Genomic DNA, 13,761 nt, shown 5'->3' with positions numbered 1-13,761 from the left:
ATCCGCCTGTCCGCACAGGTCGTGCACGCCGCCGCGAACAGCGAAGACCCGGACGCCGTCGCCGCGTTCCTCGCCCAGGCCTTGGAGGGCGGGGCAGTCATCCACGACGCGTACGGCGTCGGCGTCTGGTACTACGCCCTCGTCCCGCCGGGTACCTGCCAGGTGGCGTGCGTACCCGGCGGGACGAGGGCGTAGTACCAGACGCCGACGCCGTACGCGTCGTGGATGACTGCCCCGCCCTCCAAGGCCTGGGCGAGGAACGCGGCGACGGCGTCCGGGTCTTCGCTGTTCGCGGCGGCGTGCACGACCTGTGCGGACAGGCGGATCGCGTCGAACTTCTCGCCCGTCGGCACGAGCGCGATCCCCACGTCGAACTCCTGCCGGGCCTGCGCGGGTACGGAGTGTGCGGAGGCGAGCCAGGCGGTGATGACCCGGTCGGACTGGTTCATCATGGCGTGACCACCTCGGCGTAGGAGATGAATCCGCCGGCCGCGCGGCTGCGGAGGGGGAGTGCCACAGCGAGATGGGCCGCCGAGGGCGCCACCAGTCCGCCGATCCGCCCGTCCTCCATGAGCCGCAGTACGCGCGTCAGGCCGGGCCGCCTGTCCTTGGGGCGATCGAGCGGTCCGACGTCGTACAGGGCGGCCGTCACCGTCCACTGCCGTGAGGTGGCGTACGCGCGCAGTGCGCCGAGTGCCGCATCCGGGTCGCAGCCGGCTGGGACGCAGGCGTACAGGGCGATCCGGATACGGCTGCCTCGGCCTGTTCCGGGAATGATGGCGAACACGGGCATGCCCCCGTCGTCGGAGGTGATCAGGTCACCTCCCAGCGTGACAAGCGGCGGAACCCACAACGCTCACAGATGTGTGAGCGGCACCCCGGAGCTGCGTGGGTGTCAGATCCCGATCCATGCGGCCATGTGGCCGAGGGTTTCGGGGGTACGGCGGGAGAGGTGGACCAGGCCCTTGATGGCCTCGCGGGCACCAGGGTGATACCGCGTCTGTTCGGGAGCCGCCCGGCGCGCGTCGACGAGCGAGGCCAGTGCGGCGGACGCATGTCCGGTTTCCATCTCGGACCGGGCCCGGTCGATGTAGAAGTGAGCCCGGCGCGAGGTGGCCAGACGGGCCGGGAGCCGGATCTCGCGTGCCTGCTTCAGCGCCTCGTCGTACTGGCGCATCTCGACTGCTGCGGACATGCGGTGCATCGCCACATTGGCCGGACCGAACGACAGCCAGTGCACGTCTGAGGCGTCTCCGGTCCGCCGGGCATACGCCGTCGCCTCGGCGATGTGCTGCTTCACCGCCTTCTCGTCGTCGGCCCGGGCCGCGATGACCGAGGCGCCGAGATGCAGTTGGCCCGCCACCGCGAGGGCTTCGCGCGTGGTGTGTGCCTGGCCCACCATGCCGTGCCCGGACGTGATGAGCCGCTGACCGATCACGTATTCACCCTCACGGAAGTAGACGAGGGCACGCATGTACTGGCGTACGGCGGCGAGACACGGGTCGGAGGCCCGCCGGGCCGCCCAGTCCATACGGTCCAGGGCCACCGTGCTCAGGTCGTAGTAACCGAGCTTCACCGCCACGTCGTGGGCCGTGCGGTATGCCGAGGCGAGAGCCTGCCAGAGCTGGGTCGTGGGGGTGCGCCAGGCGGCGTTCGTCAGCTCGGCGGTGACATCGGGCAGCAGAGTGGCTGCCTTACGCAGACGAGTGGCGCGGACCTCTGCGCAGAGCAGCTCGGCGGCGGCCACCAACTGCGGGGCGGGCCGGACGGTTACGGCGTCATCGGCGCCGAGGTCGTAGAGGTCCAGTGCTTCGCGGATGGGGCGTACGAGATGGGCCAGCCGGTCCTGCTGGAGTTCGGTCACGTAGGGCTGGCCCGTCAGGACCGTGATGTCGATGCGCAGGGCACGCGCACAAGCCGCCGTGAAGTCGGCCGTGGCGGTGCGGGCCCCGCATTCGACCTGGTTGAGGAGACTGAACGAATAGGGGATCAGTGCCGCGAGCTGCCGCTGAGTCAGACGGGCCAGCCTCCGCTGTTCCCTGATGCGCGCGCCGGTGCGGTCGTCGTCCAGTGTCGGCATACGGGTCTCCCGTTCCTTACTCGTCTTCGGGAACCGTACTCGCGCAGCCGCGCCCAGGCGCCTGGTCCGCCTCTGTTTCCGTCGGTGCGGGGGCGGTTGCGTGCGGCTGACCCGCCGCGGTGGGATGGCCCCCATGACGACGTCTCCGACCCTCTATCTGTTCTGCTCGGCCGCGCCACCGCTCTTCGACGTCGCGCAGACGATCGAGGCGGCCCAGGCGGACGGCTGGGACGTGTGCCTGGGGCTCACGCCGACTGCCGCCCGGTGGCTGGAGGAGAGCCTGGACGGGTTGGCGGTGCTGACCGGGCATCCGGTGCGGTTCGAATACAAGCGCCCTGGGGGACCCGACGTATGGCCGAAGGCGGACGTCATCCTCTTCGCGCCCGCCACTTTCAACTCGGTCAACGCGTGGGCGCTGGGGCTGACCAACGCGTTCGTCGTGGGCGTGGTGGCCGAGGCGATCGGCAAGAAGATCCCGACGGTCACGATGCCCTGCGTCAACGCGGCGTACGTACAACACCCCGCGTTCGGCCGCTCGGTGCAGACGTTGCGCGAGGCGGGGGTGACCGTCCTCTACGGCGAAGGCGGATTCGTACCGAACCAGCCCGGGCAGGGTCGGCCCGAAGGCTACCCGTGGCGTCTCGCCCTCGATGCGGCCGGTGCGGTCCGGAGGCAGCAAGAAGGGAGTGAGCGATGAACGAACAACGTCGGCGGGACACGGGAAAAAAATCGTGGCGGCGGCCGGAATCACGGGCCTCGGGTTCGGCGTCGCGGTGGTCGTCCCGCTCTTCCTCCTGCTCGTGGTTCTGACCGTCACCGGCCGCGTTCAGCAACTCGATCGAGTTCGATGGCCTCACTACCTTGTTCTGGGCAGTCCTGCTGTGCCTCCCCTGTTAGCTGTTCGCCGGTGGTATCCCAAAGCATCCAGTACGCGACCCGCCTAGCAGAGGCGTGAAAGGAGCCGGACGTGGCTGACCTGTCCGCTGTGGCGCACTTCCTGTACGAGGCGGGCACGCTCAAGCAGGCGCGGCGTACCGGATGGTGGATGGCCGGCGTCCGTGATCCGGAGAGCGTCGCCGAGCATTCCTGGCGTACCTCCCTGATCGCCTCGATTATCGCGAAGCTGGAGGGAGCCGACCCGGCGCGCGCGGCCTTCCTCGCGGTGTGGCACGACACGCAGGAGTCCCGCACCGGGGACGTGAACCACCTCGGCAAGAAGTACGGCGGTGGCGTGGCGGACTCGCGGGCGATCACGGCCGACCAGACCAAGGGGATGCCCGAGGTGCTGACCCTCGCGGTGCGTGAGCTCGTCGAGTAGTACGAGGCGAAGGAGTCGGCCGAGGCCGTCTGCGCCGGGGACGCGGACAAGCTGGAGTGCATGCTCAAGGGCATCGAGTACCTGGCGCAGGGGCACCGGCACGCCCAGCGCTGGATCGACAACAGCCGCGGTCGCCTCGTCACCGGCACGGCGATCCGTCTCGCGGACGAGCTGCTGCGCCAGGACTCGCTGGACTGGCTGCGCTCGGCGCTGGGGGAGACGGGCGACTGACCGGCCCGGAGGAGGGGACCGCCCCCGCACGCCAGGCGTACCCCGCCGCAAAAAATTTTGGCAAGCCGCGATCGAGGACCTCCCGGGATGAGTGCTCGATGGCGGGCCATCACGGCCGGGTCAGAAGGACGGAGGCCCTCTGGGACAGTTCGCGGGCTTCCGGTACGTGTTGGTGGCGTGCCAGGCGTACGCGCAGGTCTTTGGCGGCATCGCGGATGCGTACCGACTGTACGCCCTCGGCGCAGTCCAGGAATTCGGTCCAGGCGCCGAGGGCGCCGTCGAGGTCGCCCTGCTGGAGGTGAATCTCCCCCAGGTGCCCGAGCACGGCTGCGCGGGAGCGGCGGCGGTCGAGACCGTGGATCTCCAAGGCGGTGTGGAGTTGTTCGCGGGCGCCGGCCAGATCGCCCATTCTGGCGAGGATGGTTCCGGAGGCGTGGGCCCAGCGGCCGATCGTGAAGTGGGAGGCCCAGGAGTCGCCGGTCGGTGTGGAGACCGTACGCTCGATGTGGGTCTGGGACGCGGAGAGCGACCTCGTGGCGAGCTGGTGGTCGCCGTTGAGAGCAGCAGCCTCAGCCAGGGTCGACTGGTAGTAGGCGATCGCCCGGGGATCGTCGAGGTTCCGGGCGTAACTCATGCACTTCTCCGACAGGGCGAGCGCCTCCGCGCGGTACTTGGGGCCGAGGCCGATGGCCTGCACGGTCAGCCCCCGCAGAGCAGTGGCCGCGAGTTCCGGCTCGCCTGATTCGTCCGCGAGGCGGTAGGCATGGGCATAGTAGTGCCGGGCGAGGGCCTGATGGCCGGTGTCGTCGCCCTCGTCCTGGGCCATCCAGCCGATGAGATGGGAGAGTTGGGAGGCGGCGGCGTACAATTGCTGTCCGGTCGTCTCGGTATAGCGGCCGTCCAGCCAGGGACCCGCGCTGCCGGTGAGGTAGTCGATGGCGATCTTCTTGACGTGGCCACCACCGTATTCGGCCGCGGTGTCGCCCAGGGTCCTGACCATGCGGAGGATCGCGGACACTTCCCCGTGACCAACCCGGACGGCGGTGGGAGAGGACTCGCGCACTCGACGCGCGATGGCCTCGGGGTCCGGTACGCCGAGCAGGGACAGGGCTGCGCCGCTGGAAGTGGCAAGAAAATCCCTGCGGTCCACGTCACTCCTCCCGAGAGCCAGCACTGAAGCCACGGTATCGACGACGGGGTCGATCGGCCCTTTGGTCTGTGCTACCTGCTCCGACTCCAAGCCCAGGACCTGGATGACGTAGGGAAGCCACCAGTCCGGGGTGCGCTCCCCGACCATCAGCTTCCGGGCGTACTGGCGGGACATGCCGTCAGGACCCCGCCGGGCAGCGAGCCCGAGCGCGCGGGCGAGCTTGGAAGGACCCCACCCGCGCTCCGCGCACGCCTGCCGGATGAGACGCGCGATGTCGTGCCGTGCCTGGTCCATCGCCGTCAGGTCCCTTCTGGACTGGAGCACCCCAGGACTGGGTTACGCGGGATGACGCTGGGTTACATCGTGGGGCCTGTTCGCCTGTCGTAGTGGGCAGTTGACTCGAATTCGCCACCGGGTGTCACGGCGCGAGTGCCGTGGCTCTCCCCTTTCCCGGTGGTGACGCGGCGGCGGCCTGTGTGAGGACCTGCACCGCTCAAGCAGGTCGCCGCCGTCCTCCTCCATCTTCCGTAACGGAGACACTCGTGACGCGAACCCACCTCGCCCAGCTGGCGGACCGCACTGCCCTGATCACCGGCGGGGCCGGACTCATCGGCTCCCGCATCGCTGCACGCCTGCGCGAACTCGGCGCCCGTCCCCTCGCCCTGTGCACGCTGGACGCCTATCCGCCTCACGTCTACCGCGACCTCTTCGGCATCGACACGAGCGGCCCCGACGTGATCACCGGAGATGTACGGGACACGGCCGTCGTCGGCCGCCTCGTGGCCGAGTGCGACTACGTGATCCACGCGGCGGCCCTCGCCGACGTCGCCGCCTGCACCCGGCAGCCCCGTGCCGCCATCGACACCAACATCACCGGCACTCAGGTGCTCCTGGACGCAGTCAGTGCCGGCGAACGCGTCCGACGCCTCGTATACGTCTCCTCCGCGAGCGTGTATGGCGACGGCAACCCGGAGGACACCCAGAATCCGGAGCTGCTCACCATGCGCCGGCTCCTGGAATCCGTGTACGGGCGCATCGCACCCCAGTTCCATGAGCGGACCTCCGCCGTGCGACCGATGTCGGTGTACGCGAACACCAAAGCGTGGGGCGAGGTACAGACCGCGCTCACGCTCGGCGCAGTCGGCACGTCGTACACGGTCGTGCGCTACTTCTCCGTCTACGGCGAGCCGCAGACCGTCAAGCCCGGCAGTCACTCCTGGGTCGTCGCTTGGTTCGCTGCCCGCGCGGCACTGGGCCTGCCACTGCACCTCAACGGCGGCGGCCACCAGGTACGGGACCTGATCCACGTCGACGACGTGGCCGAGGCGACCATCCGTGCGATGGTGTCGCCGCAGACCCACACGGAGACGGTCAACATCGGTACGGGCGTGGCGACCAGTATCCGCAAGGTCGCGGAGCTGGTCCGTGAGCACTGCCCGAACGCCCAGTTCCTGGAGACCCCCATGCCACCGGGTGACCCGCTGGGCGGCTACGCGGCCACCCGCCGTATGCAGGCCATGCTCGGCTGGACCCCGAAGGTGGCCGTCGCTGACGGGGTGCGCAGATACGTGGAGTGGTTACGCAAGACCCCCGAGGCGATCCCGCAATGGCTGGACGAACGAGTCGGCTAGATGACCGGTGGGCGGCCGAGCCGGGTCATCCGCCACACCGTCGACCACCGCAGGGGCCGGCGCTCGCCGCACGGCTGACGCGCCCCTTCGGCGAACCCGGCGGCCCACGCCCGCAGACCCCCGAGCGATCGTGCACGGGCCAGGGTGAGGACGGTCCAGGTGCCGAGGTAGAGCGGGACGAGGGGGGCGGGGAGGTGGCGCTTGGCCAGCCAGACCCGGTTGCGGGCGGTCATCCGGTGGTAGACGGCGTGCCGGGCGGGGCTGGTCCTGGGGTGCTGGAGCAGCAGGGCCGGTTCGTAGAGGACCGTCCATCCGTCGTCCAGGGCCCGCCAGGCCAGGTCGGTCTCCTCGTGGGTGAAGAAGAACTGCTCCGGCCAGCCGCCGATCCGCTCCAGCATCGCCATGGACAGCGCATGGCCGCCGCCCAGGAACGTGGTCACCTCGCCCCGGCGCATTGGGTCGGACGACCGCAGCCGCGGTACGTGCCGCCGCTGCGTCTGCCCGCCCTCGTCCGCGATCCGGAACGACACGATGCCCAGACGCGGGTCCCGCTCGTACAGGTCGGCGATCCGCCGGAAGACGTCCGCGTCCATGAGCAGCCCGTCGTCGTCCAGGTCCACCAGGACGTCCACGTCTGCGAACGCGCGGAGCCGGTCCATGGCCACGTTGCGGCCCCCGGACACGCCCTGATTCTCGTCCAGTTCGACGGCCGTCACCCAGTTGGGCAGGCCGGGCAGGGGCGAGCCGTTGCCGACGACCACGACGCGGGCCGCCGTTTCGTCCTGCCGGGCGACCGAGTCCAGCAGGGCGGCCAGTTCGGCGGGCCTGTTGCCCATGGTCAGTACGGCCACACCCACACGCGGTCGCGTCACGACTCTCCACTCCCGTCCTCGGCGGTACCCCCCGAAGCCCGTGATGCTAGCGGCTGTGCCGGGGCCGCCCTTCACCTGGAAGGAACCTCAGCCATGCCCTCCGTCCACTTGACCGACTACATCCGGGGGATCTGCAGCGGTGCCTTGGCCGCCACCCCGTACGGCGACCTCGTCGCGTACGACCTGGCCGGCTTCCTCGCCCGGTGGCCCGGCCTGCATGCCGCGGCCCTGGCCCGCCTCGGCGATCAGCGCATTCACCCGACCGCGTACATCCACCCCACCGCGATCATCGGCGATGACGTCATCATCGGACCCCACGTCCAGGTCCACGAGTTCACCACCGTCCGTAAGGGCTCCGTCCTCGCCGAAGGCGCCCTGATCGGCTTCAACTGCGAGGTGACCCGGGCCTTCGTCGGAGAGGGCACGGTCCTGGGCCACCGCGTCGGCATCAACCACACGATCATCGGCGCGGGCGCCCACCTGTCGGCCTCCGTGACCATCGCGGCGATCCACCTGTGCGAGAACATGCGCCGCCCCGACCGCGAAGTCATCATGCGAACGGCCTGGGGCCTCTACCGGTGCCGCACCACCCGATTCGGAGCGCTGATCGGCGACGGCACCCAGACCGGCAACAACATCTCGCTCGGCCCGGGCATCGCCGTCGGCCGCGACTGCCGCATCGGCAGTGGCGTCACCCTCGCCGCCCGTATCGTCCCCGAGCGCCATGCGGTCAGTGCGCCGCACATCGCCGAGACCCACATCCACAGGCGGCGTGTGGCCCCGACCGCGACGTGACGGTCGGCAGCACCACCGCCGAGCGCGTCGGGCGCCCGCCCCTAGGGCAACACGCCCCAGGGCCGGGCGCACGGAAGGCACCTCGGCCCCTGGGCCTCACTGTCCGCGCAGTCTCCCGCTCAGCCACGCCAGCGCCGGCGGGATCTCCCGCCGCCAGGTGTTGAAGTTGTGCCCGCCCGTGTCGAGCGTGATCGACGAGACGTGGGCGGGGGCCCGCACCTTGGCGATGAACCGCTGGGTGGCCCGGTAGTTGGTCTCGCCGCGCCTGGACGTCGTGACCAGGAACGAGGAGCGGCCCTGCGGCAGATGGTCCAGGCTCCACAGCAGGTCGGCGCGCTTCTGCGCCTGCTTGTCGCCGTGGAAGAGGTCCCCGGAGTCGCCGTCGACCTCCGCCTTGTAGTCGGCCGACAGGCCCACCCCGGCCGCATACGCCTCGGGGTGCTGGAGGGCGAGCTTCAGCGCGCAGTAGCCGCCGGTGGAGTCGCCCATGAAGCCCCAGTTGCGCGCCGAGGTGCCCACCCGGAACGTCCCGGCGATGGCCTGCGGCAGGTCCTTGGCGAAGAACGTCTCCGTCTGCGGACCGCCGGGGATGTCGATGCACTGTGTGTTGCGCGGCGGCGCCACCGTGGGCCGCATCATCACCAGGATCATCGGCCGCATCTTCTTCTGCTTGACCTGCATCCACGCCGTCTTGGGGTACCGCAGCCCCTTGAGCAGGTTCTCGGCGGTGCCGGGGAAGCCGGTGAGGACGACGGCCGCCGGGAACTTCGTGTGCTCGTACTCCTTCTGGAAGTACTCCGGCGGCAGATACACATACGCCGGGCTGACGATCCGCGACCGCTCGCCCTGCACCGAGATCTTCTGCACCTCGCCGCTGAGGTGCGGCGACCCGGCCCCGGGGACACCGACCTCCTGCCGGGCCACCAGCTTCACGCCCGGGTTGCCGATGGCCTGCGTGCCCAGCACCCCCACCCCGGTCTGGCGCCCGAACAGGTCCGCCCAGGAGCCGTAGAAGAGGAACGTCCTGTTGGCGGCGAGGCCGACCGAGGAGAACAGCAGCACCTGGATCGTCAGGACCAGGCCCACCCTGCCCAGCACCGGCATCCACCCCCGCCGCGCCAGGTACGGCCACAGCCAGACCGTGGCGGCGAACAGCAGGGCCGTGCAGACCACGGCCAGCAACAGAACGGTGGTACTCGTCAGGCCCATGAACCGCGCGAACTCTCTGCCGAAGCCGAAGGGGTCCGGGTGTCCCGCGTGCGCGGACGGCCGGACGTCCAGTGTCGGACAGTGAGATACGGATCCGGGGCAATCCGTTCCCGGGGCGGGTCGCTTCGGTCGCTCCGGTCACTCCGGTCGGCCTGCTCGTGCTGCTCGAAGTGGCTCGGGCGGCCGTCCCGGTGGACCTCGCGGCCCAGGCGCGCCGCCGCCGCCCGGGGCAGCAGCGTCCAGGTGCCGTCGGCGCGGCGCAGGGCGCTGGAGTGCCACGGCGTGGTCCAGGCGTCGGGCGCGTCCAGGAGGCGGATGCCGAACTTGGCGGCGCCCGCCGGCTGCGGGTGGATGGACAGGCGCACCGCCCCGGGGTGGTGCTCGGCGATCAGCGCGCCCCAGGCGCGGCTGCGCTGGATGACGCCGTACGCGCGCAGTCGGCACTCGCGCTGGAGGGCCGAGCGGGTGCCCGGGAAACCGGCGCTGTCCTCGACCAGGAAGCGGGTGACGCCCCGGTACAGGGCGAGGGTCCGCGCGTCGGTACGGACCTCGGCCCGCAGGGCGTCCAGGCTCGGGGCGTAGTGGTCGTGGACGTGGGCGCGCCGGGCCTCGTACGGCAGGTCGCCCAGGGAGTCGCGCAGGGCGTCGCGCAGGTCGAAGACGGAGAGCCGGTCCAGGCGGGAGGCGGCGATGAGGGTGCGCAGCTCGTCGGCGTAGGCGTCGATGTGGTGGTCCGGGACGCGGACGAGGTCCCCGAAGACATGGCCGTCGGAGCAGATGACGATCCGGGCGCCCGGTGGGTGTATCCGGCCGATGTCTCTGCACAGGGAGTCCAGGAACCGCAGGGAGAGGCGTTCGCCCTGGTCGGGGAGGTGACCGAGCACCTTGGCCGGGTTGGGGGACTTGCAGGGGAAGCCGGGGAGGGTGAGGACGACGGGTGCTCCGGCGCGTACGAAGGCGGCGATACGGCGCAGTTGGCCCGGGAAGGCGGACGCGTCCAGGGGCCCCGAGTGGGGGTCGGTCGTGCGGTGGTGCGGGAGCAGGAGGTTCAGGATCGAGGCGCTCACTGCGGCCGTGGTGCCGGGGCTCGTGGTGCCCGGGATCGCCGGGGCCGTGGTGCTCGGGGTCGTGGAGACCGGGTCCGGGGCGGTCGTCAGCTGCATGGGGTCAGCTCTCCTGAGGGCGAGGGGAGGGGGCGTGGTGGCATGGCGGTATGGCGCCTCGGCCGTGTGCCGGGCGCCCCAGCCAGGTGGTGTTGCTGTTGGCGTTGGTGTCGGCGCTGTCGTTGGGTTCGTCGTACGGGAGAGGAGGGCGGGCCAGGTGTCAGACGCGGTGGTCGTACGCGACCGGCAGCCGCGTCGTTCCCCGCCCCAGCACCGCCCCCGTCCACTCCAGTTCCTCGTCCGCGACGGCGAGCCGCAGCCCGGGCAGCCGGGACAGGAGCGTGCCCAGCGCGATCCGGAGCTCGGCCCGGGCGAGCGCCGCCCCGGGGCAGAAGTGGATGCCGTGGCCGAACGCCAGATGGGGGTTGGGGGAGCGGTCGAGGACCAGCGCGTCGGGGTCCTCGAAGCGGCGCGGGTCGCGGTTGGCGGCGCACAGCGAGACGATCACCGAGTCCCCGGCGAGGACGCGCGTGCCGTACAGCTCGTCGTCCTCCGCGAGGAAACGCCACGTGGTGAGCTCGAAGGCGCTGTCGTAGCGCAGGAGTTCCTCGACCGCGCGGGGCAGCAGCGCCGGGTCGTCGCGCAGCCGGGCCAGCTCGCCGGGGTGGCGCAGCAGCGCGACCAGCGCGGTGGTGATCTGGTTGGTGACCGGCTCCTGGCCCGCGACCAGAAGCTGGAAGATCATGGAGTCGAGTTCCTCGGGGGTCAGTTCGTCCGCGTCGCGGGCGGCCACCAGCCGGCTCAGGAGGTCCTCGCCCGGGTGCGCCCGCCGGTCGGCGACCACCTCGGCTATATAGCTCTGCAGGCCGTGCAGCCGCGCCTCGTACGCCGGGCGGCCGGGGTCGGTGGGGCCGACGGGCTGGACGACCTTGCCCCAGTCGCGGTCGAACCGGCCGGCCAGGGCAGGCGGGAGGCCGATCGTCTCCGCGAGGACCCGGAAGGGGAAGGGGGCGGCGAAGGCGGCGACGAGATCGGCCGGGCCCGCCTCGGGCAGGGCGTCGACCAGTGTGTCGGCGAGCTCCTGGAAGCGGGGGAGCAGCTCGTCCACCCGGCGCGGGGTGAACGCGTCCGTCACGAACCGCCGCATCCGGGTGTGCCGGGGCGGGTCCTGGTGCAGCAGATGCACCTGGAGCTGGGAGTGCTGCGGCTCGGGCATGATCGAGGCGCGCTCGCGCCAGCGGTCGTTGCCCCGGTCGTGGTTCTTGCCCAGCCGCTCGTCGTTGAGGGCCGCGTGCGCGGCCTCGTACCCGGTGACGAGCCAGGCGTTCACCCCGCTGGGGAACACCACCCGGTGGACGGGTCCCGCCTCGCGCATCCGCTCGTACAGCGGGTACGGGTCGCGTTTGTACGGGCAGCCCATGAGCGGGACGGGCTCGGCGGGGCTCCCGGCGGCGGGCCGTGGTTCCTGGACGGTCATGGAAGGCGCTCCTCAGAGGGCGAGTTCGGGCTGGTGGTGCTCCAGCCACAGGGCGAGGTCGACGACGCGTTCGAGGCGGAGGCGGTGGCCCCACGGGAGCCGGTCCGGCGGGGCGTCGAGGCACGGCTTGAGGCGCGTCTCGTCGGTGAGGTCGCGGACCCGGCCGCCGCAGGCGCCGAGGGCGTCGCGGGCCATGTCCTGCAGGCCCCGGTTGTAGTCGGGGTGGTGGGTGGCCGGGTAGTGGTTCTTGGGCCGCCACAGCACCGACTCGGGCGCGAGTCCCGCGCCGGCCGCGCGCAGCAGACTCTTCTCGCGGCCGTCGAAGCTCTTGAGGGCCCACGGGGTGGCGAAGGCGTACTCGACGAGCCGGTGGTCGCAGTACGGGACCCGGACCTCCAGGCCCCGCGCCATGCTGAGCCGGTCCTTGCGGTGCAGGAGCTGGCGCAGCCAGCGGGTCAGCGACAGGTGCTGCATCTCGCGCTGCCGGTGCTCCACGGCGCTCTCGCTGTCGGCGTGCGGCACGGCGGCGAGGGCGGCGCGGTAGGTGTCGTCGCGGAACTCGGCGATCCGCAGGTCCAGGTCCGGGTTGAGCGGCATCGCCGCCTCGTCGCCGGTGACCAGGAGCCAGGGGAAGGTGTCGGCGGCCAGCGCCTTCGGGTCGTGGAACCAGGGGTAGCCGCCGAACACCTCGTCCGCCGCCTCGCCGGAGAGGGCCACGGTGGAGTGGCGGCGGATCTCACCGAACAGCAGATACAGCGAGGTGTCCATGTCGCCGACTCCGATGGGGGAGTCGCGGGCCGCCACGACCGCCGCGCGGTGCCCGGGGTCGAGCAGGGTGCGCGGATCGAGGACGACGGTGCTGTGGTCGGTGCCGATGTGGGCGCCCGCCTCGATGGCATACGGGGTGTCGTGGCCGGTGCGCAGCACGTCGCCGGTGAAGTGCTCGGCCTGGTCGCTGTAGTCGACGGCGTAACTGCGCAGACGCGCGTCCGGGCCCTCGCGCAGGCGCAGTTCGTCGGCGAGCAGCGCGGTCAGGACGGTGGAGTCGATACCGCCGGAGAGCAGGGCGCAGAGCGGGACGTCGGCCTCCAGCTGCGCGCGGGCGGCGGTGTCGAGCAGGTCGCGGACACGGTCGACGGCGGTGTCCCGGTCGTCGGTGTGCACACCCGCCTGCAACTGCCAGTAGCAGTGCTCGCGGACGCCGCCTCGGTCCAGGACCAGCAGACCGCCGGGCCCCACCTCCCGTACGCCCGACCAGAGGGTGGGGCCGGTGCTGAAGACCAGGCTGTACGCCTCGCGCAGGCCGTCGGCGTCCACCCGTGGGTGTACCTCGGGGTGGCGGAAGAGGGCCTTGGGTTCGGAGGCGAAGGCGATTCCGCCGTCCACGGCCGCCCAGTACAGCGGTTTGACGCCGAGCCGGTCGCGTACGAGGAGCAGGCGCCGCGCGCGGGCGTCCCAGACGGCGAACGCGAACATGCCGTCGAGGTGCTCGGCGAGCGAGGTGCCCCACTGGGCGTAGGCGCGCAGCACCACCTCGGTGTCGCTGCGGGTGTGGAAGGAGTGCCCCAACCGGCGCAGTTCGGCGCGCAGTTGATGGTGGTTGTAGATCTCGCCGCTGTAGCAGAGGACGGCGGTGGGGGCGTCGGGGCGGTCGGCCATGGGCTGCACACCGCCCGCCGGGTCGATGACGGCGAGACGCCGGTGGCCGAGCGCGGCGTGCTCGTCGAGCCAGACACCACCCGCGTCCGGGCCGCGCGGGGCGAGGGCGGCGGTCATGGCCTCGATGACCGGGGTACGCGTACGGTCGCGGGTGTCGTGGGGGTCGCGGGTGTCACGGGTGTCGCCGTGGAAGGACACCCAGCCGGTGATTCCGCACATGGGGCAACTCGCAACTC

General features: G+C 71.3%; 12 protein-coding genes and 1 pseudogene. 4 read left to right on the top strand and 9 right to left on the bottom strand.

The features are described from left to right. Nucleotides 1–131: 131 nt before the first annotated feature. From ACJA3G_RS14415 to ACJA3G_RS14405, 3 genes are all read right to left on the bottom strand, one after another. Nucleotides 132–452 (bottom strand): hypothetical protein, encoded by a 321-nt coding sequence (locus tag ACJA3G_RS14415; RefSeq protein ID WP_406553359.1) that lies wholly within the window; start codon nt 450–452, stop codon nt 132–134. After that, on the bottom strand, nt 449–793 hold the full coding sequence (locus ACJA3G_RS14410; protein WP_406553358.1) for a hypothetical protein: 345 nt from the start codon (nt 791–793) through the stop codon (nt 449–451). The genes ACJA3G_RS14415 and ACJA3G_RS14410 overlap by 4 nt, the downstream gene beginning before the upstream one ends. 102 nt (nt 794–895) lie before the next feature. Further along, on the bottom strand, nt 896–2,080 hold the full coding sequence (locus tag ACJA3G_RS14405; RefSeq protein WP_406553357.1) for a helix-turn-helix domain-containing protein: 1,185 nt from the start codon (nt 2,078–2,080) through the stop codon (nt 896–898). 133 nt (nt 2,081–2,213) lie between these two features. On the opposite strand from ACJA3G_RS14405, the gene ACJA3G_RS14400 reads away from it, so the two are divergent. Further along, nucleotides 2,214–2,777, top strand: a complete 564-nt coding sequence (locus ACJA3G_RS14400; protein ID WP_406553356.1) for a flavoprotein — start codon at nt 2,214–2,216, stop codon at nt 2,775–2,777. A gap of 270 nt (nt 2,778–3,047) precedes the next feature. Further along, nucleotides 3,048–3,629, top strand: a pseudogene (locus ACJA3G_RS14395) (HD domain-containing protein). A 109-nt stretch (nt 3,630–3,738) separates the two neighbouring features. Here ACJA3G_RS14395 and ACJA3G_RS14390 read toward each other — a convergent pair. Continuing rightward, entirely contained in the window at nt 3,739–5,073 is a 1,335-nt protein-coding gene (locus ACJA3G_RS14390) for a tetratricopeptide repeat protein (RefSeq protein WP_406553355.1), read from the bottom strand. 248 nt (nt 5,074–5,321) lie between these two features. On the opposite strand from ACJA3G_RS14390, the gene ACJA3G_RS14385 reads away from it, so the two are divergent. Next, nucleotides 5,322–6,410, top strand: a complete 1,089-nt coding sequence (locus ACJA3G_RS14385; RefSeq protein ID WP_406553354.1) for an NAD-dependent epimerase/dehydratase family protein — start codon at nt 5,322–5,324, stop codon at nt 6,408–6,410. Here the strand turns inward: ACJA3G_RS14385 and ACJA3G_RS14380 are convergent. Continuing rightward, on the bottom strand, nt 6,407–7,282 hold the full coding sequence (locus ACJA3G_RS14380; protein ID WP_406553353.1) for a glycosyltransferase family 2 protein: 876 nt from the start codon (nt 7,280–7,282) through the stop codon (nt 6,407–6,409). The two genes, ACJA3G_RS14385 and ACJA3G_RS14380, sit on opposite strands and share 4 nt — an antisense overlap. A gap of 93 nt (nt 7,283–7,375) precedes the next feature. Between ACJA3G_RS14380 and ACJA3G_RS14375 the strand changes: the two genes are divergently transcribed. Continuing rightward, a complete protein-coding gene (locus tag ACJA3G_RS14375) occupies nt 7,376–8,077 on the top strand; it encodes a transferase (protein WP_406553352.1) in 702 nt (233 codons plus the stop codon). Nucleotides 8,078–8,173: 96 nt separating this feature from the next. On the opposite strand, the gene ACJA3G_RS14370 is transcribed toward ACJA3G_RS14375, so the two are convergent. From ACJA3G_RS14370 to asnB, 4 genes are all read right to left on the bottom strand, one after another. Next, entirely contained in the window at nt 8,174–9,286 is a 1,113-nt protein-coding gene (locus ACJA3G_RS14370; RefSeq protein ID WP_406553351.1) for an alpha/beta hydrolase, read from the bottom strand. Further along, nucleotides 9,277–10,449, bottom strand: coding sequence for an L-tyrosine/L-tryptophan isonitrile synthase family protein (locus ACJA3G_RS14365; protein WP_406553350.1), 1,173 nt, complete (start codon nt 10,447–10,449; stop codon nt 9,277–9,279). The genes ACJA3G_RS14370 and ACJA3G_RS14365 overlap by 10 nt, the downstream gene beginning before the upstream one ends. A 160-nt stretch (nt 10,450–10,609) precedes the next feature. Next, nucleotides 10,610–11,866: a cytochrome P450 gene (locus tag ACJA3G_RS14360; RefSeq protein ID WP_406553349.1), complete on the bottom strand. Its 1,257-nt coding sequence runs from the start codon at nt 11,864–11,866 to the stop codon at nt 10,610–10,612. Nucleotides 11,867–11,878: 12 nt separating this feature from the next. Then, nucleotides 11,879–13,744 carry an asparagine synthase (glutamine-hydrolyzing) gene (gene asnB / locus ACJA3G_RS14355; protein WP_406553348.1) on the bottom strand — a complete coding sequence of 622 codons (1,866 nt, stop codon included), beginning with the start codon at nt 13,742–13,744 and terminating at the stop codon, nt 11,879–11,881. Between the last annotated feature and the right edge of the window lie 17 nt (nt 13,745–13,761).

Origin of the sequence: Streptomyces sp. YS-3 (assembly GCF_045257485.1) — a bacterium.
Taxonomy (GTDB): Bacteria; Actinomycetota; Actinomycetes; order Streptomycetales; family Streptomycetaceae; genus Streptomyces.
This window is presented reverse-complemented; position numbering and strand designations above follow the sequence as displayed.

Bases quoted from the DNA above. Each gene is read 5' to 3' on its own strand.
- ACJA3G_RS14400 (WP_406553356.1), top strand. From the start codon at position 2,214: ATGACGACGTCTCCGACCCTCTATCTGTTCTGCTCGGCCGCGCCACCG.
- ACJA3G_RS14360 (WP_406553349.1), bottom strand. From the start codon at position 11,866: ATGACCGTCCAGGAACCACGGCCCGCCGCCGGGAGCCCCGCCGAGCCC.
- ACJA3G_RS14410 (WP_406553358.1), bottom strand. From the start codon at position 793: ATGCCCGTGTTCGCCATCATTCCCGGAACAGGCCGAGGCAGCCGTATC.
- asnB (WP_406553348.1), bottom strand. From the start codon at position 13,744: ATGTGCGGAATCACCGGCTGGGTGTCCTTCCACGGCGACACCCGTGAC.
- ACJA3G_RS14365 (WP_406553350.1), bottom strand. From the start codon at position 10,449: ATGCAGCTGACGACCGCCCCGGACCCGGTCTCCACGACCCCGAGCACC.
- ACJA3G_RS14390 (WP_406553355.1), bottom strand. From the start codon at position 5,073: ATGGACCAGGCACGGCACGACATCGCGCGTCTCATCCGGCAGGCGTGC.
- ACJA3G_RS14370 (WP_406553351.1), bottom strand. From the start codon at position 9,286: ATGGGCCTGACGAGTACCACCGTTCTGTTGCTGGCCGTGGTCTGCACG.
- ACJA3G_RS14405 (WP_406553357.1), bottom strand. From the start codon at position 2,080: ATGCCGACACTGGACGACGACCGCACCGGCGCGCGCATCAGGGAACAG.
- ACJA3G_RS14415 (WP_406553359.1), bottom strand. From the start codon at position 452: ATGATGAACCAGTCCGACCGGGTCATCACCGCCTGGCTCGCCTCCGCA.
- ACJA3G_RS14375 (WP_406553352.1), top strand. From the start codon at position 7,376: ATGCCCTCCGTCCACTTGACCGACTACATCCGGGGGATCTGCAGCGGT.